Annotated in this window: 18 protein-coding genes and 2 tRNA genes; 11 read left to right on the top strand and 9 right to left on the bottom strand. The window is 69.6% G+C overall.

What is annotated here, in order from left to right; translation table 11 throughout:
* Positions 1-377: 377 nt before the first annotated feature.
* The 3 genes from IEZ08_RS12125 to IEZ08_RS12115 form a co-directional block, all read right to left on the bottom strand.
* Positions 378-1,448, bottom strand: a complete 1,071-nt coding sequence (locus tag IEZ08_RS12125) for a winged helix DNA-binding domain-containing protein (protein WP_203863359.1) — start codon at positions 1,446-1,448, stop codon at positions 378-380.
* A gap of 379 nt (positions 1,449-1,827) precedes the next feature.
* Entirely contained in the window at positions 1,828-3,195 is a 1,368-nt protein-coding gene (locus tag IEZ08_RS12120) for an ABC1 kinase family protein (RefSeq protein WP_444544052.1), read from the bottom strand.
* A 101-nt stretch (positions 3,196-3,296) separates the two neighbouring features.
* Positions 3,297-4,397: a ThiF family adenylyltransferase gene (locus IEZ08_RS12115; protein WP_189242159.1), complete on the bottom strand. Its 1,101-nt coding sequence runs from the start codon at positions 4,395-4,397 to the stop codon at positions 3,297-3,299.
* A 210-nt stretch (positions 4,398-4,607) separates the two neighbouring features.
* Between IEZ08_RS12115 and IEZ08_RS12110 the strand changes: the two genes are divergently transcribed.
* From IEZ08_RS12110 to IEZ08_RS12100, 3 genes are all read left to right on the top strand, one after another.
* Complete coding sequence (locus IEZ08_RS12110; RefSeq protein ID WP_068926899.1) at positions 4,608-5,393, top strand: enoyl-CoA hydratase/isomerase family protein; 786 nt, start codon at positions 4,608-4,610, stop codon at positions 5,391-5,393.
* A 141-nt stretch (positions 5,394-5,534) separates the two neighbouring features.
* The gene (locus IEZ08_RS12105; protein ID WP_068926897.1) at positions 5,535-6,050 is read left to right on the top strand and encodes a M48 metallopeptidase family protein; all 516 of its coding nucleotides are present in this window, start codon (positions 5,535-5,537) and stop codon (positions 6,048-6,050) included.
* Entirely contained in the window at positions 6,047-6,688 is a 642-nt protein-coding gene (locus IEZ08_RS12100; protein ID WP_229803061.1) for a hypothetical protein, read from the top strand. Before IEZ08_RS12105 ends, IEZ08_RS12100 begins: the two co-directional genes overlap by 4 nt.
* 146 nt (positions 6,689-6,834) lie before the next feature.
* Here IEZ08_RS12100 and IEZ08_RS12095 read toward each other — a convergent pair whose 3' ends face one another.
* Positions 6,835-7,155 (bottom strand): hypothetical protein, encoded by a 321-nt coding sequence (locus IEZ08_RS12095; RefSeq protein WP_141704242.1) that lies wholly within the window; start codon positions 7,153-7,155, stop codon positions 6,835-6,837.
* Positions 7,156-7,427: 272 nt separating this feature from the next.
* Here IEZ08_RS12095 and IEZ08_RS12090 point away from each other — a divergent pair, with 272 nt between their 5' ends.
* Positions 7,428-8,273 carry an alpha/beta fold hydrolase gene (locus IEZ08_RS12090; RefSeq protein ID WP_068926895.1) on the top strand — a complete coding sequence of 282 codons (846 nt, stop codon included), beginning with the start codon at positions 7,428-7,430 and terminating at the stop codon, positions 8,271-8,273.
* Positions 8,274-8,296: 23 nt separating this feature from the next.
* Here IEZ08_RS12090 and IEZ08_RS12085 read toward each other — a convergent pair whose 3' ends face one another.
* The 3 genes from IEZ08_RS12085 to IEZ08_RS12075 form a co-directional block, all read right to left on the bottom strand.
* Positions 8,297-9,292, bottom strand: coding sequence for an endonuclease/exonuclease/phosphatase family protein (locus IEZ08_RS12085; RefSeq protein ID WP_229803060.1), 996 nt, complete (start codon positions 9,290-9,292; stop codon positions 8,297-8,299).
* A gap of 116 nt (positions 9,293-9,408) precedes the next feature.
* A complete protein-coding gene (locus IEZ08_RS12080; protein WP_373294346.1) occupies positions 9,409-9,951 on the bottom strand; it encodes an NUDIX hydrolase in 543 nt (180 codons plus the stop codon).
* Between the two features lie 59 nt (positions 9,952-10,010).
* Complete coding sequence (locus IEZ08_RS12075) at positions 10,011-11,321, bottom strand: zinc-dependent metalloprotease (RefSeq protein ID WP_084780692.1); 1,311 nt, start codon at positions 11,319-11,321, stop codon at positions 10,011-10,013.
* A gap of 79 nt (positions 11,322-11,400) precedes the next feature.
* On the opposite strand from IEZ08_RS12075, the gene IEZ08_RS12070 reads away from it, so the two are divergent.
* The 7 genes from IEZ08_RS12070 (at position 11,401) to IEZ08_RS12040 (ending at position 18,714) form a co-directional block, all read left to right on the top strand.
* The gene (locus tag IEZ08_RS12070; RefSeq protein WP_068929163.1) at positions 11,401-12,474 is read left to right on the top strand and encodes an NAD-dependent epimerase/dehydratase family protein; all 1,074 of its coding nucleotides are present in this window, start codon (positions 11,401-11,403) and stop codon (positions 12,472-12,474) included.
* A 139-nt stretch (positions 12,475-12,613) separates the two neighbouring features.
* Positions 12,614-13,039, top strand: coding sequence for a molybdenum cofactor biosynthesis protein MoaE (locus IEZ08_RS12065; protein ID WP_068926891.1), 426 nt, complete (start codon positions 12,614-12,616; stop codon positions 13,037-13,039).
* Positions 13,040-13,099: 60 nt separating this feature from the next.
* Positions 13,100-14,149: a YlbL family protein gene (locus IEZ08_RS12060; protein ID WP_068926889.1), complete on the top strand. Its 1,050-nt coding sequence runs from the start codon at positions 13,100-13,102 to the stop codon at positions 14,147-14,149.
* A 178-nt stretch (positions 14,150-14,327) separates the two neighbouring features.
* Entirely contained in the window at positions 14,328-17,333 is a 3,006-nt protein-coding gene (locus tag IEZ08_RS12055; RefSeq protein WP_189242158.1) for a UPF0182 family membrane protein, read from the top strand.
* 107 nt (positions 17,334-17,440) lie between these two features.
* Positions 17,441-17,517 (top strand) — tRNA-Met (locus IEZ08_RS12050).
* A 116-nt stretch (positions 17,518-17,633) separates the two neighbouring features.
* A tRNA-Met gene (locus IEZ08_RS12045) sits at positions 17,634-17,710 on the top strand.
* Positions 17,711-17,946: 236 nt separating this feature from the next.
* Entirely contained in the window at positions 17,947-18,714 is a 768-nt protein-coding gene (locus tag IEZ08_RS12040) for a group II truncated hemoglobin (protein ID WP_189242157.1), read from the top strand.
* A 4-nt stretch (positions 18,715-18,718) separates the two neighbouring features.
* On the opposite strand, the gene IEZ08_RS12035 is transcribed toward IEZ08_RS12040, so the two are convergent.
* Positions 18,719-18,946: a hypothetical protein gene (locus IEZ08_RS12035; protein ID WP_189242156.1), complete on the bottom strand. Its 228-nt coding sequence runs from the start codon at positions 18,944-18,946 to the stop codon at positions 18,719-18,721.
* Between the two features lie 53 nt (positions 18,947-18,999).
* Positions 19,000-19,434 (bottom strand): hypothetical protein, encoded by a 435-nt coding sequence (locus IEZ08_RS12030; protein WP_189242155.1) that lies wholly within the window; start codon positions 19,432-19,434, stop codon positions 19,000-19,002.
* Positions 19,435-19,815: the final 381 nt, after the last annotated feature.

Raw genomic sequence — 19,815 nt, 5'->3', positions numbered from 1 at the left:
GACCCGGCCCCGGACGCCTGGAGCCGGACGCGTCTCCCGGACCCCCGGAATTGCGGAGCCGTACGTGTCTTCCGGACCCCGGAACCGGCCACGTCCCCTGGGGCGGGATCACCTGAGATCTCCGTCCCAGGGTCGACAACCGGTCTCCCGGGCACGGGCTCGACGGAGCCCGTACCGATGACACCCCGGCTGCCGATGACACCCCGGCTACCGATGAGACCCCGGCCCGGACCGACGACACTTCGGCCGGACTGATGACGGCGAAGGGGCGGCCCGTTCTCCCGGGCCGCCCCTTCGCCGTATCTCCGCGCTTCCCCAGAGCCGGGGCCGCGTCACGTGGATCTCACGGATCTCCTCACGCGGAGATCACTCCCCGGTCACCCGATCTCGGCGGTGCGGGCCTCGATGAAGGGCAGCATGCGTTCCGCCTCCGCGAGAACTGCTTCGGGATCGGCCAGCGGCCGGAACGGTGAGACGAGCACGGCGCCGTCCTTCACCGTCCAGACGCCGCGGACGAAGCCGTCCACAAGGAAGACCGGAACGCCGCCCGACGCCGCCGGGGCGATGCGCCGGCGATCATCCTCGCTGATGATCCGTCTCCGGTCCCGGTGGGCGAGCACAGCATTGTCGAAGGCGGGCAGGAACCGCACCGGGGCCGGCAACTCGGGATCCGCCAGCGTCGCCTCGGGCACGTCGAACAGTTCCTTGCCGTCCTCGTTCCGGTAGACGCGCAGGCGGGACCGGAGCCCTTCGACCACCTCGCGCAGGCGCGTCACACCGGCCCAGGCCTGCACGTCCATGACGCTCGCCGGGCCGAACGCCGCCAGGTAGCGCACGACCATCGTCTCAAGCCGCCGTTGCGGGGCCATGGGGACGCCCGTCCACTCCTCCGCGAGGGCCACCTCGATCGTGGAGCGGTTCCTCCACTTCCCCCAGACACCGGCCGCCGGGCCGTGGACGAGCGGCTCCAGGATTTCCACGGCGTCGGCGAGCCGGCCCGCACGGCGTCCGGGGAACCGCTCCGCGAGCAGCCGGCCGAGTTCGCGCCGGGTCAGCATCCGGCCGGTGAGTATCTCCCGGCCGATCCGTGCCAGCTCGCCGAGGTCGAGCCCTTCGATCTCCCGCGCGTAGTAGGCATGCCTGAGGGCGACGCTGACGACGGGCTCGACCGCGGGCCGCAGCCAGGCGAAGTCACGGGGACGCATCAGATGCACGGTCCTGCGGATCGAGGTGGAGCGGATCACGCTGCGGTCGTGGATCAGCGTGTCCAGGTGCTCGTGCCGGAAGCCGTCGATGCGCGTCCACAGCCCGACGTACGGCCAGTTGGGCTCCTGCCCCTGGACGGCGACCAGGTGCCGGATCACGTCCAGAGGTGCCCGAGGGGTACGGCTCAGCAGGAACTGTCGGTCGAGGAGCGTCCGGTTGAGGGTGCGCTGGGAAACGATCAATGCTCCGCCCTCACGGGACCGCTGGCGGCGTTTCGCCCGATGGCCTGGGTGAGGAGGTCCTGGCCCACCTTAGGAGCCGATCGGCGAGACGCCGGCCGGCGAGTCGGGCCGGGACGGGTCACCGGTGAGGAAAGTCATGACGAACCCCATCTTTTTGGAACGGAACGTTCAGACCCCAGATTATCAGAACGGAACGTTTCATTCCACAACTTGGGACAGCCTGTACTCTCAACCGATCGTTGTGGATCCGGTATCAGGGGCGTACGGAAACGGAACGGCTACCAGCGCGACGGGGAAGAGCCATGCGGCCGGTCGTCAGACGATCGCCCGGTTGTCGGCCGGTTGGCCACCCGCCCGGCTGGCGACCGGGTGGTGCCGCTCAGCTGGCGAGGGGCTCCTCCGCGAGATCGTCGGAGCCGTCGGGGTCCTCGTCGGCGAAGCCGGGCACCCAGCGGATGACCTCGTCACGGAAACGGGCGGTGGCCCCGAGCTGGCAGAGCACGCCGACCCCGGCCGCGTGCACCCGGTGGATGAGGACGTAGGAGACCGGCAGGTTGAGCTGGCGCACCACGTTGCCGGGACGCAGGTCGGTGGCCGTGGCGGCCTGCTCCTGCAGCCATTCGCGGCTGAAGGTGAACTCCTCCACCGCGGTCGGCTCGACGTAGGGGGCGAGGAAGGCCCGCAGGGCTTCGGGGTCCACCTCGATGTGGGGCCGGATGAATCCCTCGTCGCGCAGACCCTGGATCACGGTCTCCATGTCACCCTGGTTGAAGATCCGGGTGAGCATGCCGAAGACCGGCGGGTATCCGTCGGGCAGCCGGTTGACCGCGCCGAAGTCGAGCACGCACAGCCGCCCGTCCTCGGTGATCCGGAAGTTTCCCGGATGCGGGTCGGCGTGGAGCATGCCCACCCGGGACGGGGAACAGAACAGGAACCGGACGAACTGCAGACCGGCACGGTCGCGCTCCTCCTGGGTCCCCTCGGAGATGATCCGCGAGAGGGGGACGCCGTCCACCCACTCGGAGACGAGCACCTGCTCGTTGGCCGCGACGACGTCCGGGACGAGGAAGTCGGGGTCGTCCTTGAACTCCAGCGCGAAGGCGTGCTGGGCCTCGGCCTCCCGCAGGTAGTCGAGCTCCTCGACGATCCGCTCGCGCAGCTCCGCGAGCACGGGCTTGATGTCGAGGCCCGGCAGCAGCACCGCGAAGAGCTTGCCGAGACGGGCGAGCTGGTTGAAGTCGGATATCAGGGCCTTGCCGGCCCCCGGGTACTGGATCTTGACCGCGACCGTGCGCCCGTCGTGCCAGACGGCCTTGTGCACCTGCCCGATCGAGGCGGCGGCGGTCGGCTGGTCCTCGAACGACCGGAAGTGCTCGCGCCAGTCGTCTCCCAGCTGCTCGGCGAGCACCTTGTGCACGGTCTTGGCGGGCAGCGGCGGGGCCGCGTCCTGGAGCTTGGTGAGAGTGGCCCGGTAGGGTCCGACGATCTCCTGGGGGAGGGCGGCCTCGAAGATGGACAACGCCTGGCCGAGCTTCATCGCCCCGCCCTTGAGCTCGCCGAGGACCTTGAAGATCTGCTCGGCCGTGCGTTCCTGAATCTCCTGGGCGACGAGTTCGGCGGATCTCCCCCCGATGCGCTTGCCCAGGCCCAGGGCGGTGCGTCCGGCGAACCCGATGGGCAGGGCGGCCAGCTTGGCGGAGCGCGTGACTGCGCGGCGCGGAAGGTCACTCACCTTGGTTCGCGGCATGCCCCCGTCAGCGAGACGCCGCTCCCTCCCTTCGTCATGATGGTTCTGGTGTCTGTCAACGGCAGGTTCTGGTGTCTGTCAACGGCAGGTTCTGGTGTCTGTCAACGGCAGGTAGCCGACGCGCCCATTGTCAGTGAGCCGAACTCGTTTCGGAAGCAACGACATTGAGGATGAACGCTCCAAGGGGTCTTCTTCCATCTCCAATCAGGCAATATATCTATTGTGCCGTTGGTCACAGTTGCTCCATGGCCGTCGATCAGAGCAAGCGCATGACCGGTCGCCATGGCCGCGACCAGGGCGGATAACGCCGCCCCGCAGGCGATCTCGCCCGCGGGGAAGCCGCCCAGCCGGGCGCTGACGACCGGCCAGCCGGGATCCCGATCGCGCCGGGCGAGATCGAGGCACTGCAGGCACGCACTCCGCCCCGGCAGCACCAGCGGGCCGACCGAGCCGGAACCCTCGAAGGCACTCACCAGAAGGTGCGGGATCTCCCAGGCGGCCAGTTCCCGCACCAGCAACCCGTCCAGCGCCTCCACCGGAGCGAGCACCACCAGGTCGGGACGGCGGGACCCGTCCGCCAGGTGCGCCGCGTTCTCCCCCGTCCACGCGGTGATCGCGGGCGCCAGCCTGCGGGCCACGGCCACGGCGCCGTCCTGCCTGCTCATCCCCAGCTCGGACGGGGTCAGCCCGCCGGGCGCGAGGTCGCGCGGGCGGGCCGTACCGGGGTCGATCACGCAGATCCGCCCCACCCCGGAGGCGGCGAGGAGAGCGACGAGCTGCGCGCCCACCCGGCCCGCGCCGTACACCCGGACCTGGGCGGCGCGCCTGCGCTCAAGGGCGGCGAACCCGCCGTCGGTGACGCCTGCGGGCAGCGAGAGGGCGTCGAGATCGGGCTGGAGCCGATCACGCTCGGCCAGGGTGAGGGCCCGCAGCGGGTGCGGGGGCACCCCGGCGTCGTCCACGACACCCTGACCGACCAGCATGTCGATCAGCAGGCGTCCCTGTCTCTCGCCGATCCCGGCATCGGCGGCGGCGGTCAGCGCCCCGGCGAGGTCCCGCGTGCCGTCGAGGCTCTCGATCCACCGGCGGACCCCCGGCACGAGATCGGTCAGCACGACCGCGCGGTGCGGATGCGTGCCGAACTGCAGAGTCCGCTCGTCGCGGTGGATGCGCCGGAGCGCGGGCTTGAGCCGTGGCCTCATGGGGTCGCCTCTCTCCAGGGCGTCCCGGCGGGACCGCCGGAACGTGCCGTCCGCAGGAGGTGTCAGCGTGTCACGCCGCCGCACGGCTCCGGCCCGGCCTTTCCCGTCCTGTGGATAACTCCAGGCGCCCGGACGCGACTGTGGATTCCGGCCCCGAACCCTGGATTCCGGCGCCGGGCGCACGTTGTCCCCGTCCACTACGCTCCCGGCATGAGCGAGCTCTTGGTGGACCGGCGGGACGACGGCGTCGTGGTGCTCACCCTGAACCGTCCCGAACGGCGCAACCCGATGACCGACGCGATGACCGAGCAGTGGCGGCAGACCATCGCCGGACTGCGCCAGGACCGCGACGTGCGGTGCGTCGTCGTCACCGGTGCGGGGAACGCCTTCTCCTCCGGGGGAGACCTCTCCTGGCTGGCGGAACGAGGCGCCGAGAGTGTGCCCGTGTTGCGTGACCGGATGCTGGGCTTCTACCGGACGTGGTTGTCGATCGCCGACCTGGAGGTGCCGACCATCGCCGCGGTCAACGGCGCCGCCGTCGGAGCCGGCCTGTGCTTCGCCCTCGCCTGCGACCTGGTCTACGCCGCCGAGGACGCCAAACTGCTGGTTCCCTTCACCTCTCTCGGCCTGCACCCGGGTATGGCGGCGACCTACCTGCTGCCCAGGGTCGCGGGAGTGGGCGTGGCCAGGGAGATGTTGCTGACCGGGCGGACGATGCTCGGCGCCGAGGCGGCCTCCGCGGGGCTCGTCACCCGGGCCTTTCCCCGCGAGACGCTGCTCGCCGAGGTAATGGAGATCGCCTCCAGGACCGCGGCCAACGCTCCGATCGCCACCCGTCTCACGAAGATCGCTCTCTCCGGAGGCGGGCACGCGGACCTGGAGGCCGCACTGCGCTGGGAATCCCTGGCCCAGCCGGTGACGATGACCTCCGACGACATGCGCGAAGGACTGGCCGCCCAGAGAGAACGGCGGGTTCCAAGATTCCGGAACTCATGAGACTGGTGATATCCAGGTTAATTCCATAACTCACGGTCATAGTGGATCGGTCTCGCTGAACAATCTACGAACGGGGATTGACCAGCAGGAACGTGTTCTGCCCTCTGGTGGGAATTCACCATTCTCGGCTACCGTGCATATGTGCCCCCCGAGACAGTCGAGGTCCGTCGAAGCTCTCGTCGCCGGCGGACCGTTTCGGCGTACCGCGATGGCGAGAAAACGATCGTGCTGCTCCCCGACGGGCTGAGCAGGACCGACGAGGAGCAATGGGTGCGCCGGATGCTCGACCGGCTCGCGGCCAAGGAGCAGCGAAGGCGCCCCTCCGACGAGGACCTGCTGGAGCGGGCCAACGACCTGTCGGCGCGCTATCTGGAGGGCAGAGCGCGACCGGCGAGCGTGCGATGGGTGGAGAACCAGCAGCACCGCTGGGGTTCGTGCACACCGGACCACGGCACCATCAGGATCTCCACCCGGCTGCGCGGCATGCCCGCCTGGGTGGTCGACTATGTGATCATGCATGAGCTCGTGCACCTGCTGGTGCCGAGTCACGGTCCCCGGTTCTGGGCGCTGGTGGAACACTATCCCAAGGCCGAGCGGGCACGCGGGTTCCTCGAAGGATTCTCCATGGCCTCCAACTGCGCCGCCGAGGAATGGTGACCGGACGGACGCCGGGTGAGGAGACGCGGCTGGCCGCGGTTCTCGTCATGCCCGCGATGGCCGGCGCTGCGCCCCCCGGCGTCGATCCCGGGGACTTCCTCGCGGCCATCGCCGAGGACACGTACGAACTGCTCGCCGGACTCGACTTCGTGACCCCCGTCCTGGTGACGGGCGTGCCGGAGCTGGAAGAGATCGTCTGGCCCGGGACGCCGGTCGTCGAGATCGATCCCGGACTGTCGGGCGGCGCCCTGACCGGGGCGGCGTTCACCGCGGTTTCCGAGGCGGTGCCGTACGGCCGGCAGCTGGTCCTGGTGAGCGGGGACGCGCCCGACCTGCCGCCCCTGCTGATCGGGAAGCTCTTCCGGGAGCTGGGACGTGCGAGCATCGCCGTCTGCCCGGCCGCGGGCGGCGGCGCCGTGGCGATAGCCGCCCACCTGCCCTATCCCGAATGGGCCGAGACGGGCTTCGACGACCCCGATCCGGTCCGATCCCTGCGCGCCTCGGCTCCCGGCCGCCGGATGGTCGCCACCGGCCCCGGCTGGCACCGCCTGCGCACCCCCGGTGACATCGGATGGCTCGATCCCGGCCTGGAAGGCTGGGACAACACCCGCGACCTCCTCGCCGCCGGCCGCGCCTAGCGGTACGGCGCGCCGCCGTTCCCCCGCCGCCAGGGGTCTCCTCGCCCGGCGGCCGTGCCCTCCCGGCTCAAGGCAGCTCGGGTGCGGAGCCTCCGACCAGGTGGAGCGCGTCCTGATACCCTCCACCGGCGTCGATCCGGGTGAGGTCACCGACCCTGCTGGTGGAGCAGGAAAGGCTCCAGTCGGCCCTGGGACCGATCTCCTGAAGACGCGCCTTCTTCTTGGGAGTGATCCCGCGCACCCGGCCAACCCGAAGCCGTCGCATGCTCGACATCCGCCAACCGCACCGCCGAATAACCGTCGAGGCGGATCTCCTCCGAAACGGTGTGCAGCAGGGCCCACTTCTCACCGACGCCGACGACGTAGCCGTCCAGCCGATCAGCGCGATCGATGCCCCGCCACACGCGGACGGGTTTCCCCGACCGTGCCGCTCGTTTCAGGTCTTTCAATCCTCTGCTCGTTTTCATGCGCAGAACTGTCCCGGCTTCCGGCCCCGGTTTCCACGGAATTTCCGAGCGCCGCGCCCCGGACGCGCGACAGCGACAGGGACAGGTCCGTAGCGGCAGCGGGGTGGGACGACGGCCTGCCGTACCGGCGCAGGAGAGAGTAGGACCGGAGCGGCGGGGTGGTGGTGTGCCGTTTCGGCGCCCGGCATCATCTCTGCTGAAATTCGATGATCGATGTCGAGAACCCGCCGGTGACTTCGACCCCTCTGTGACAAGCGATCCCGGGAGGAACCATGACGACCGCATTCCAGACAGTGACCTCGGCCGACGGCACCGCCATCGCCTTCGAAGCCGTGGGCGGAGGGCGGCCGGTGATCCTGGTGGGAGGCGCCTTCAACGACCGTTCCACCGTCTCTGGGCTGGCGGCCGCCCTGGCCCCCGACTTCACCGCGATCGCCTACGACCGCCGTGGGCGCGGTGACAGCGGTGACAACAGCGGTGCCAGCAGCGGTGTCAGCAGTGACAGCAGCGGTGGCGGCATCGCCGGTTACGCCGTCGAGCGGGAGGTCGAGGACATCGCCGCGCTGATCAAGCATGTGGGCGGGTCGGCTGCCGTGTTCGGGCACTCCTCCGGCGCGATCCTGGCCATCGAGGCGGCCCGGACGGGGCTGCCGATCGACGCTCTGGCGGTGTACGAACCGCCGTACGTGGTCGACGACAGCAGAGGGCGTCCCGGAGCCGACCTGGCCGAGCGGCTCCAGGCTCTGATCGGGCAGGGCCGCCGCGACGACGCGGTGGAGCTCTTCCTGACCGAGGCGGTGGACGTGCCCGCGGAGGCGGTCGCGGGCATGCGGAACGACCAGGTCTGGAGCTGGTTCACCGGGCTCGCCCACACGCTGCCCTACGATGTGGCGATCTGCGGCCCCGGAAACGTCCTGCCGGCCGATCGCCTGGCGTCGATCACGGTGCCGACACTCGCGATCGACGGCGGCCTCAGCCCCCGGTGGGCCCTCGCCGCCACCCGTGCCGTCGCCGACGCCGTCCCGGGCGCCCGCCACCTGACGCTCGAAGGCCAGGACCACGGAGTACTCCACCGGCCCGATGCGCTCCGCCCGGTCCTGCTGGACTTCCTCGCCTGACCCTCCGGCAGGGAGCCCCCCGGTCAGGCGGGCAGGCGCAGGTCGGCGAAGACGGCGCGGTGGTCGGTGCCGGGGACGGTGTGGACGCTGACCTCGTTCACACCCACCCTCTGGTCCACCACGACGTGGTCGATGGTGATGATCGGCGGGATGCTCTTGCCCGCCGGCCAGGTGGGGACGAGCCCCTGACCGACCCGGTCGGCGGCGTCCGCGTACCCCTGATCGAGGAAGCGCCGCATCACCGCGTGGTCGAGGCTGGCGTTGAAGTCCCCGGCGAGGATGCGGATCCTGTCGGGGGAGGGGGGCGGGAAGGCGCCGATGGCGGCCGTCCAGTCGTGCACCTGGCTGCCCAGCGGCGGGTAGGGATGCACATCGATGATCTCGATGGGCCTGGTGCCGGGAAGGTTGATCACGGCGGCGGGCATGTTGTGCCCGATGGGCCGGAACAGGTTCTCCAGCGGGGTCATCGGATGGCGGGCGTACAGCCCGCTGCCGCCGGCGCTCCACTCGTCCTGGAGCACCCGGTACGGCAACAGCTCGCCGATGCCCGCCGCGTCCAGCGACTCCACCATCCCCGGGGTGAGTTCCTGCGTGCTCAGCACATCCGGCTTCAGCCGTTTGACGAGGTCCATGACGGCGGCGGGCTCGGCGTGGCCGAACAACATGTTGAGGGTGAGCACGCGCAGAGGGGTGCCGGTACCGGTCTCGGCCGAGCCGACGGCCCTGGGGAGCACGCTGAAACCGAGCACGGCCGTGGTGACCAGCGCGATGGCGGTGGCCGCACGGTTACGGGCGAGCGCGCCGACGAGTACGGGTACCACCGAGCCCGCCGCCGCGTACGGCGTCGCGGTCATGATCTGGGTGGGGAGCGAGCCGCGCTCCAGCCCGCAGACCCTGGCCACCGCCCAGGCGGCGAACGGCGCGACCGCGGCCCAGGCCAGAGCCTTGGGAACGCGCCAACGCCGACGGGACGGCGTCACGATCGTTCCGCCGATGTCGCTGCCGGACGCGATATCCACATTCACACTGCCCCGCTTCACTCACCTGCGTCTATGGGAACGACCCTAATCAGAGGCTCGTGAGGCACGGATAAAACGGTCCAGGAACATCCGGTGAAACGGTCCGGGAGCATCGGCTACCCTCCGGAGCGCAGGACGTCCCGCGCGCGGCGGGCGAGCCTGCGGGTGGCCTCGTCGGTCGGGCCGGGGATCTCGTCCACCGGGAACCAGCGCAGGTCCAGAGACTCCTCGCTGATCACCGCCTCGGCCCCGGCGGAGGCGACCGCACCGTACTCGACGTCGAGATGGTGGCTGAACGGCGGATGACACCAGACGCGATGCCTGTCCAGCGCCAGCGGACCGGGCAGGAGCCGCAGCCCCGGGATGCCCGACTCCTCGGTCGCCTCCCGCAGCGCCACACCCTCCAGCGAGAGGTCGCCGGTCTCGCAGTGGCCGCCCATCGGGAGCCACATCCTGGCCTTGCCGTGCAGCGTCAGCAGCACCCGCTCGCCGTCGTGGGACAGCACCGCCGTGGTGGCCGTCAGATGGCCGGGGACGCACTCGCGGTACATCCCGTCCTCGTGGGCGTGCAGGTGTTCCAGGAACTCCTTGCGCAGCAGCTCCTCCTCGGCGGTGGGCGCGGCCCACCGCCCGAGCACCGCCCGGGCGTCCGAGTGCAGGCGGACGCGGCCTCCTTCGCCGGTCACGTCCGCGCCGCCGTGTCCGTCGGCTCGCTCACTCACGAGCCGCCGTTCTCCTTGCCGCCGCCCTTGTCGCCGTCCTTGCCGTCCTCCTCGCCCTCGTCGCCCGGCTCACGGAGGGAGGCCTCCAGCCCGGACAGGTCGAACTCGGGCTCGCCCCGGACGAAGCGCTCCGGGTCGTCGAGGTCGTCGGCGGTCGGCATCAGGTCGGGGTGGTTCCAGACCGCGTCCCGGCCGTCGACGCCCCGGTCGGCCTCCAGGGCCCGCCACAGGGCGGCCGCCTCGCGCAGGCGGCGCGGGCGCAGTTCGAGGCCGACGAGGGTGGCGAAGGTCTGCTCGGCGGGGCCACCGCTCGCGCGGCGGCGCCGTACCGTCTCGCCCAGGGCCGCCGAGGAGGGCAGCTTGCCGTCGGCGGCGCCGGACACGACGGTGCCGACCCAGCCCTCGACCAGGGCGAGCGCCGTCTCCAGACGGGACAGGGCGGCCTTCTGCCGCTCGGTCTCCTCGGGCTTGAGCAGGGCTCCGCCGCTCAGGACCTGCTGGAGCTGCTCGGGGTTGTTGATGTCGAGCCCGCGCAGCTGCTCCTCCAGGGCGGAGACGTCCACGGTGATGCCCCGGGCGTACTCTTCCACGGCGCCGAGCAGGTGCGCCCGCAACCACGGCACGTGCTGGAACAGCCGGTGATGGGCCGCCTCCCGCAGGGCGAGGTACAGGCGGATCTCGTCGGCCGGCGTCTCCAGCCCCTGGCTGAACGCGGCGACTCCGCCGGGCAGCAGGGCGGCGTCGGCCGACAGCGGCAGGCCGATGTCGGTGGAGCCGACCACCTCACGGGCGAGCGAACCGAGGGCCTGGCCGATCTGCTGGCCGACCATCATGCTGCCCATCTGCTTCATCATGCCCATCAGCGGTCCGGCCATGGCCTGGGCCTCCGCGGGCAGGCCCGCGGCGCCGAGAGTGCCGCCCATGGTCTCGACCATGCGGGCGGCCACCGGGTCGCAGAGCTGCCGCCAGACGGGAACGGTCTTCTCGATCCATTCCGACCGGCTCCACGCCTGGGGGTTTCCCACCCCGCTGGGGAGCACGGTGGCCTCGTTGAGCCACAGGTCGGCGAGGTTAAGGGCGTCCACGATCTGGCGCCGCTCGCCTTCCATGACGCTCGGGTCGCCCTCGGCGGCCACGGAGTGCCGTGCGATGTTCTTCGCCATGTCCCAGTTGACGGGACCGGAACCCTGAGGAGCGGACAGCATGTCGGCGAACTGGCGCATGGCTGCCGCGATCTGCTCAGGATTGCCGAACATGGCGAACGGGTTCTCGTTGGGGTCGTTTTCCCGACCTGGCAAGTCAGTCACCGCTCTACCTCATGCAGGATGGAGGAGTCCACATCCGCCACGTTATCCGTCGGACGGCGGATCAGTGCAAAGTGAGGACCTGGTGCCTACCTCGAAACGCCTCCGGCCACCGGTCGTCGCCGTCACCGGCGCGGCCTCGGGCATCGGCCGCGCGTTCCTTACGAAGGTCGCCTCGTCTGCGGATTTCCGCAGAGTGGTGGCCATCGACGACCAGCGCGGTGACGTGCCCGACGTCACCTGGCGGGTGCTCGACGTCCGGGATCCGCTCTTGGCGAACCGGATATCCGACATCGACGTCCTCGTTCATCTGGCGGGCGACTACACGCTCGGCTCCGACCCGGGGGAGCGGCGTGCCTACAACCTCCGGGCCGCCCAGACGGTGCTCACCGCCTGCGCCGCCGCCCGGGTGCGCCGCGTCGTGCTGGTCACCAGCGCCATGGTGTACGGCGCGGCGCCCGACAACGAGGTCCCCCTGCCGGAGGACTCCGCGGTGGCGGCCGAGCTCGACACCGGGATCGTCGGCGACTACCTGGAGATCGAGGCACTGGTCCGGCGCTCGCTCCGCAGCCATCCCGGCCTGGAGGTGACCGTGCTGCGCCCGGCCGTCCTGGCCGGCCCCGGCGTGGACAGCGTGGTCACCCGGCACTTCGAGGCGCCGAGGCTGCTCACCGTGAAGGGGTGCAACCCCCGCTGGCAGTTCTGCCACATCGACGATCTGGTCTCCGCACTGGAGCTGGCCGCGCTCGGCACGGTCTCCGGCGTGGTCGCGGTGGGCAGCGAGGGATGGCTGGAGCAGGAGCAGGTGGAGGAGATCTCCGGGCTGCGCCGGTTCGAGCTGCCCGCCGGGCTGACCTTCGGCACCGCCCAGCGCCTGCACCGCCTGGGCGTCACCCCGGCCCCGGCCACCGACCTGCACTACGTCGTGTATCCGTGGGTGGTCGACTGCGCCGCGCTGCGCGCGGCGGGCTGGAAACCGCAGTGGACCAACGAGGCCGCGTTCACCCAGCTCCTGGAGCTGCGTGAGGGCAAGCACGCCGTCGTCGGGCGCCGCCTGTCCGGCAAGGAGGCCACGCTCACCGCCGCCGGCGCCACCGTGGCGGTCCTCGGCACCGCCGCGATCGTCCGCGTCGCCCGCAAGAAGCGCCGTTCCTAGGCGCCGTTCCCAGGCGCTCCCAGGCGTTCCCGGGCGTTCCCGGGCTTCGTGCCCGTTGTCCCGGGCCCCGTCCGGCCGGCGCATGCGGCGCATCCGGCGGGGCCCGACCGCGTTTGCTCCGGGGCGGTAGTCTTTCGGCGTGGATGTCATCCGGTTGCTGGGCATTCGTGACGAGACGCTCTCCGTGGACGAGGTGCTCGCCGCGGTGGGCGATCACGCCGCGGGAGGGACCGCGGTCTTCATCGGTACGGTCCGCGATCAGGACCACGGGAAGCCGGTCACCCGGTTGTCCTACTCTGCGCACCCCAGCGCCGAGGCGGAGCTGCGCAGAGTGGCCGAGAAGGTCGCCGGTGACTTCCCGGTCACCGCCCTGGCCGCGGTGCACCGCGTCGGCGACCTGGAGCTGGGTGACATCGCGGTCATCGTCGCGGTCGCCTGCCCCCACCGGGGAGAGGCGTTCGCCGCCTCCCGGCGGCTGATCGACGACCTCAAGAGCGAGGTCCCGATCTGGAAGAACCAGGTCTTCACCGACGGCTCGACCGAATGGGTGGGGGCCTGCGAGTGACGCCCGGAGCGCCGTGCCGCCGTCCGTCCCCCATCGTCATCACCGCATAGGCTTCCTTTCATGTCCCGACGTGCGCTGACCCTGATGGCAGCCGGTTTTCTCACCCTCGGCCTGGGTGTCGCCGGCACCGTGCTGCCGGTGCCGTACGTCGTGCTGAGTCCCGGGCCGACGGAGAACACCATCGGCGACGTCGAGGGCAAGCCGGTGATCAGCATCACGGGACGCCAGACCTACCCGACCGACGGCAAGCTCAGCCTCGTCACGGTGGCCTACCAGGGCGGGCCCGGCACCAGGATCGACCTGTTCACCGCGTTGCGGGGGTGGGTCGATCCGGCCATCGCGGTCGTGCCCGAGGAGACCATCTTCCCGCCGACGACCACCGCCGAGCAGGTCGAGGAGCGCAACACCCAGGAGATGACCAACTCCCAGGACGACGCGACCGCCGCGGCGCTCACGGAACTGAAGATCGACTACACCGCGCTCGTGGTCGTGGCGGGCACCGAGAAGGGCTTTCCGGCGCACGGGAAGTTCACGCAGGGGGATGAGATCGTCTCGGTCGACGGGGTCCCCGTCACCGATCGCAGGATGATCGCGTCGACCGTCCAGAAGCACAAGGTGGGGGAGCAGGTCACCTTCGTCGTCAAACGAGGCGGGAAGGACGTGACCGTGACCGTCCCGACCGTCGCCGCCGAGGAGGGCGGCGCACCCGTCGTCGGCATCACCATGGGAATCCGGTACAAGTTCCCGTTCGACGTGGACATCAGCGTCGGCGACGTCGGCGGGCCGAGCGCGGGGATGATGTTCTCCCTCGGCATCATGGACAAGCTCACCCCCGGCTCGATGACCGGGGGCAAGTCCATCGCCGGGACCGGGACGATCACTCCTGACGGTGTGGTCGGTTCCATCGGCGGCATCCAGCAGAAGATGGTGGGCGCCCGCGAGGCCGGAGCAACGATCTTCCTCACCCCCGCCGAGAACTGTGCCGAAGCGCTCGCCGCCGCGCCCGACGGGCTCACGCTGGTCAAAGTGAAGACGCTCCACGAGGCCGTCCAGGCGCTCGGCGTGGTGCGCACCGGCTCGGGCACCCTGCCGAGCTGCTCGACGGACTGAGCCGGGTTGGGACGGACCGGGGGCGGGCACTGATCCGGCTCGCGGTGCGTTAGCCGTACTGGACCTGAAAAACCGCGGGATGTCGCGGCCGAGCCGTGTAGGGCGGCTAAGCGCGGCGAGACCCTCGTCGGTGTAGGTTGCCAGACACAGACCGTGCTCATACGACAAGGGGTTGGCCTTGAGTATCCGACCCGGAGCCGGTAGGGCGCGCCTGCCCCGCCGGCCGCGACTGCTGCTTCCCGTCGCGATCGCCCTGATTGCGATCGTGGCGTTCTTCTTCCTCTTCGCCGGCATCTTCACCGACTACCTCTGGTACGACTCGGTGGACTACACCTCGGTGTTCTCCGGCGTGATCGTCACCCAGATCCTGCTCTTCGTGGTGGGTGCGGTGCTGATGGTCGGCATCGTGGGCGGCAACACGCTGCTCGCCTACCGGATGCCGCCGATGCTGACACCCGAGAGGTTCAGCGGCGGCGTCAGCGGCGCCGACCGCTACCGGATGGCGCTCGACCCGCACCGCAAGATGATCTTCCTGATCGGTGTCGCGGTGCTCGCGCTGTTCGCGGGATCGTCGCTCGCCGGGCAGTGGAAGACCTGGCTGGAGTTCGTCAACGCCGTGCCGTTCGGCGAGGTGGACGTCCAGTTCAAGGAAGACATCTCGTTCTTCATGTTCACCCTGCCGTTCATCCGGATGGTGCTGAACTTCCTGTTCACCGCGGTGGTGCTCTCCGCGGTGATGGCCACGATCGTGCACTACCTGTACGGCGGGTTCAGCCTCCAGTCGCCGGGCGTGCGCGCCTCGCGCGCGGCGCGGGTGCACCTGTCGGCGCTGCTCGGCATCTTCGTGCTGCTCAAGGCGGTCGCCTACTGGTACGACCGGTACGGCCTGGTCTTCTCCGACCGCGGTTTCGTGCACGGTGCCTCGTACACCGACGTCAACGCGGTGCTGCCGGCCAAGACCATCCTGATGTTCATCGCTCTGATCTGCGCGGCGCTGTTCTTCGCGGGGATCGTACGGCCCGGCGGCATGCTGCCCGGCGTCGCCTTCGGCCTCCTGGTGCTCTCGGCCATCCTGATCGGCGGGGTCTACCCGGCCCTGGTCCAGCAGTTCCAGGTCAAGCCGAACGAGCAGGCGCGGGAGCGGGAGTTCATCGACCGCAACATCCAGGCCACGAGAAAGGCCTACGGCGTCGAGAGCTCCGAGGTCATCCCCTACAACGCGCAGGGCAACGCGGACAACGCCAACGTCAGCGCCGACACCTCGATCTCCGGTGTGCGCCTGCTCGACCCGAACCTGGTCGGCCAGACGTACCAGCAGAAGCAGCGGATCCGCGGCTTCTACGACTTCCCGGAGAAGCTCGACGTCGACCGTTATCCCGACCCGAGCACCGGCACGATGCGCGACACCGTGGTGGCCGTGCGAGAACTCACCGGTCCGCCGGCGGAGCAGAACAACTGGATCAACCGCCATCTGGTCTACACCCACGGGTACGGCTTCGTGGCGGCGCCCGGCAACAAGGTCGACGCCGAGGGCCTGCCCGACTTCACAGCCAAGGACATGCCGGTCACCGGCCCGCTGGTCGATCAGACCAAGCTGACCGAGCCGCGGATCTACTTCGGTGAGCACCCGCTCTCGGCCGAGTACTCCATCGTGGGGGGCGGCAGGGAACAGGAGCTCGACTACCCCTTCTCCACCAGCACCGGCGCGGGCAGCGGACAGAAGAACACCACCTACACCGGCAAGGGCGGAGTTCCGGTCGGCTCGTTCTTCAACCGCATGCTCTACGCGGCCAAGTACGGCGAGATCAATCTGCTGCTCTCGGGAGACATCACCGACAAGTCCAAGATCCTGTACGAGCGTGACCCGGCCCGGCGCATCGCCAAGGTCGCGCCGTTCCTGAGCCTGGACAACAACCCCTATCCGGCCATCGTCAACGGCCGGGTGGTCTGGATCGTCGACGCCTACACCACGTCCAACGCCTATCCCTACTCCCAGAGCAAGAGCCTGGACGCGATGACGCGGGACACGGTCACCGATCCGCGACTGGTGGTGCAGCAGCCGCGCGACCAGATCAACTACATGCGCAACTCGGTCAAGGCCGTGGTGGACGCCTACGACGGCACCGTGAACCTCTACGCCTGGGAGGAGAACGACCCGATCCTGCGGACCTGGACCAACGCCTTCCCCGGCGTCATCAAGCCGAAGGCGGAGATGTCCAAGGAGCTCGAGCAGCACCTGCGCTACCCCGAGGCGCTGTTCAAGGTCCAGCGTGACGTCCTGTCCCGCTACCACATCACCAACGCGGACGCTTTCTACAGCGGGCAGGACTTCTGGAACGTCCCCAACGACCCGTCGGCGGGTGAGGTCAAGCAGCCGCCGTACTACCTGTCGGTCAAGATGCCCGGGACGACGCAGCCGTCGTTCTCGCTGACCACCACGTTCGTGCCGCGCCAGGGCCCCAACCTGGCGGCGTTCATGGCGGTGAACGCCACCCCGGGAGCCGACTACGGGAAGCTGCGTATCCTGCGGATGCCGTCCAACACCACGATTCCGGGTCCGGGACAGGTGCAGAACAACTTCCAGAACAAGTTCTCCGGTGAGCTCAACCTGCTCGGTCTGGGCCAGGCGAAGGTCCGTTACGGAAACCTGCTGACCCTGCCATTCGCCGGAGGCCTGGTCTACGTCGAACCGGTCTACGTGGAGATCGCCGGCGGTTCCGGCCAGGAGCCGTATCCGATCCTGCGCCGGGTGCTGGTCGGCTTCGGAAGCAAGGTCGGCTCGGGCAACACCCTTGAGGAGGCCCTGAAGCAGGTCTTCGGCGAGGGCACGACTCAGCAGCCCCCCGGTGAGGACCAGCCGGATACGACGGGTGACCAGCCGGAGACGCCCGACCAGCCGGCTCTGTCCGGAACCGAACTGGCCAAGACGATCGAGGAGGCCCAGGCGGCGTACGAGAAGGCGAAGCGGGCTCTGGCAGCCAACCCGCCGAACTGGACGGAGTACGGCCAGGCCCAGGCGGAACTCGACGCGGCGCTGAGGAAGCTGGGCGGAGCCCTTCCGGCCTCGGTCGCCACGGCGACGCCGGCTCCCACGGCCACACCGGCTCCCAGCGGGACGCCGTCGCCGTCCGCGACGCCCGCACCGTCCCCGTCCCCGTCCCCGTCGCCGTCGCCGACGTCGTAGGAGGTCGCAGGGGGCCGCAGGAGATTCGCGGGGCGTCCACCGGACGCCCCGCGCGTCAATCGATTCGCATCTGCTCTCCAGGCCCTGTAGTGTTGGGGACACACCGACGCGGGGTGGAGCAGTTCGGTAGCTCGCTGGGCTCATAACCCAGAGGTCGCAGGTTCAAATCCTGTCCCCGCTACCACGTCAGAGGCCCGGATCTCATCGAGATCCGGGCCTTCTGCTGTGAGTAGTCAACCTCCTGCGAGGAGTCGGTTTGCCTCCGGAGACGGGGGCGGGTAATGTGATGGCACACACCGACGCGGGGTGGAGCAGTTCGGTAGCTCGCTGGGCTCATAACCCAGAGGTCGCAGGTTCAAATCCTGTCCCCGCTACCACGTCAGAGGCCCGGATCTCATCGAGATCCGGGCCTCTGCTTTTTCCGGCTCCGGTGAAGGGGCGGTCAACAACCCGGTGCCGATGGAACGAGCACGTGAAGAAGGGGCGGTCGTCGGCGGTCGCTCCCTCCGTGAGGATCGCCGGAAGCTCCACGGAGTGCGCCGACAGGGGTTACATGATCCATGATTACATGATTACATGTCAGCGATGAGGTGCGCCCCAGGAAGGTGAACCGATGATCGTTGAGTACATCCGCTACCGCATTCCCGCCGAGCGCGCGGAGGAGTTCGAGGCCGCCTACCGTCGTGCCGCCGTCCCTCTGGCGAACGCCCCTCAGTGCGTGGACTACGAACTCACCCGGTGCGTGGACGAGCCCGCCTGCTACGTCCTGCGCATCACCTGGACCTCCGCCGAGGATCACCTGGGCGGCTTCCGGCAAGGCCCCGACTTCCCGGCCTTCCTCGCCGAGATCCGGCCCTACGTCGGCGACATCGAGGAGATGCGCCACTACGCGCCGACGGGAGTCCACGGCCGGGGCTCCTCGGTGCCGACGCTCTACGAGTGGGCCGGCGGAGCCGAGGCGTTCAACCGGCTCACCGAGACCTTCTACGCGAAGGTGCTGAAGGACGACCTGATCGGCCCGCTCTTCGCGCACATGGATCCCGGCCATCCCCGATACGTGGCCATGTGGCTCGGCGAGGTCTTCGGCGGCCCGGACCGCTACACCCGGGAGCGCGGGGGCTACCCGCACATGCTCTCCCAGCACCTCGGCAAGGGCATCAGCGAGCCGCAGCGCCGCCGCTGGGTGAATCTCCTCCTGGACGCCGCCGACGAGGTCGGCCTCCCCGGGGATCCGGAGTTCCGCGCGGCCTTCCTGGGCTACATCGAGTGGGGAACCCGCCTGGCTTTCGCCAACTCCCAGCCGGGTGCCACCCCGCCGAGGCAGGCCCCGGTGCCGCGCTGGGGCTGGGGCGTGGCGCCGCCGTACGTGCCCGAGGGCTGAGGTCTCACGCCCTGATCCGGCGGTGCCGAGGGACGAACCTCGGCTCGGTACGGCGGAGCAGCAGGCCTGCCTTGTAGCAGGCCCAGCCCATGAGGAAGGTGCTGAAGCCCCCCTGCCCGAGCCGTGACCACATCGACGCATCGACGGCTGCGAAAACCACGACGCCGAGCCAGAGCAGCCCGAAGACGCCCACAAGGGACGTCGCAGCCCAGTTCATCCCCCGCTGCCACATGCCTGAAGTCTTGCAGGTATGCCTTCAAGACCAGGTCAAAGCCGTGGAAGGTCTCATCGTGGGAGGGTACGGCTGGTGCCCGAACATCTCCGGACACGGGGGCCGTTTCCGGTAACTGCCCGGACTGACGTCTTCTCCAACCCGACCGGCTCCTCAGGGGCCCGTTCCAGGGAGGCCAGCAGGGCCGCCGCGGTGTGCGCGTCGGCCAGGATCCGGTTGACCTCTTCCTCGGTCGCCGGCAGTTGGCCCCGCTTGTTCAACTCCTCAGTGAGGAAAGTGAGCGGCGCCGGGTACCCCGCGGCCTCCGCGGCGACTGTCGCTCGCGCGGCGGTGAGGAGACGCAGGTAGTAGGTGCGGAGGGTCGCCTCTCGCATCCGCGCGCTCTCCAGATCGTCCAACAGGGAACGGGCGACTCGAAGAAGGTCGCCGGGATGATCGGCCTCCGCTGCGATGTGCGCGCGGATGTCGTCGAACTCCGAGCGAGTCATGGTGGTCACCTCCGTGGCAGGGCCAGAGTCTCGGCCCTTGTGCCTATTTCGTATCCAGACTCGATTGCGGATGGCTTGACGTCTGGTTGCCCGCGCCACCACCAGGTTTGGGACGCTTGGATGCCGGGGATGGTTGGCAAGTTGTCCTCGGGACTCTGGAGTCCTGCTAATGTTCTTGGTGCAGGGAGCGCCCCTGCCTCCCTCTCTCCAAACTTCCGACATTTCGGGCATGTTCGCACGATTGGACATGAACCGGATGGTGGAGTAAAGTAGAGGGGTTGCCTCGGAGACGGGGCAGTCGCAATCCGGATGGATGTGCTGGAACGGGTCAGATTGACACGAACCGGGCGGATCCGCTAGGATGGTGACACGGAATGGAAC

The sequence above is a fragment of the Planobispora rosea genome (assembly GCF_014648175.1).
Taxonomy (GTDB): domain Bacteria; phylum Actinomycetota; class Actinomycetes; order Streptosporangiales; family Streptosporangiaceae; genus Planobispora; species Planobispora rosea.
Note: the sequence above shows the minus strand (reverse complement) of the source record. Positions and strands in the feature narration are given on the sequence as shown.

What these genes read in the sequence shown, in the direction of transcription:
- IEZ08_RS12110 (WP_068926899.1), top strand. Translation starts at nt 4,608, where the DNA reads ATGAGCGAGCTCTTGGTGGACCGGCGGGACGACGGCGTCGTGGTGCTC.
- IEZ08_RS12120 (WP_444544052.1), bottom strand. Translation starts at nt 3,195, where the DNA reads ATGCCGCGAACCAAGGTGAGTGACCTTCCGCGCCGCGCAGTCACGCGC.
- IEZ08_RS12060 (WP_068926889.1), top strand. Translation starts at nt 13,100, where the DNA reads ATGTCCCGACGTGCGCTGACCCTGATGGCAGCCGGTTTTCTCACCCTC.
- IEZ08_RS12040 (WP_189242157.1), top strand. Translation starts at nt 17,947, where the DNA reads ATGATCGTTGAGTACATCCGCTACCGCATTCCCGCCGAGCGCGCGGAG.
- IEZ08_RS12035 (WP_189242156.1), bottom strand. Translation starts at nt 18,946, where the DNA reads ATGTGGCAGCGGGGGATGAACTGGGCTGCGACGTCCCTTGTGGGCGTC.
- IEZ08_RS12090 (WP_068926895.1), top strand. Translation starts at nt 7,428, where the DNA reads ATGACGACCGCATTCCAGACAGTGACCTCGGCCGACGGCACCGCCATC.
- IEZ08_RS12115 (WP_189242159.1), bottom strand. Translation starts at nt 4,397, where the DNA reads ATGAGGCCACGGCTCAAGCCCGCGCTCCGGCGCATCCACCGCGACGAG.
- IEZ08_RS12030 (WP_189242155.1), bottom strand. Translation starts at nt 19,434, where the DNA reads ATGACTCGCTCGGAGTTCGACGACATCCGCGCGCACATCGCAGCGGAG.
- IEZ08_RS12095 (WP_141704242.1), bottom strand. Translation starts at nt 7,155, where the DNA reads ATGAAAACGAGCAGAGGATTGAAAGACCTGAAACGAGCGGCACGGTCG.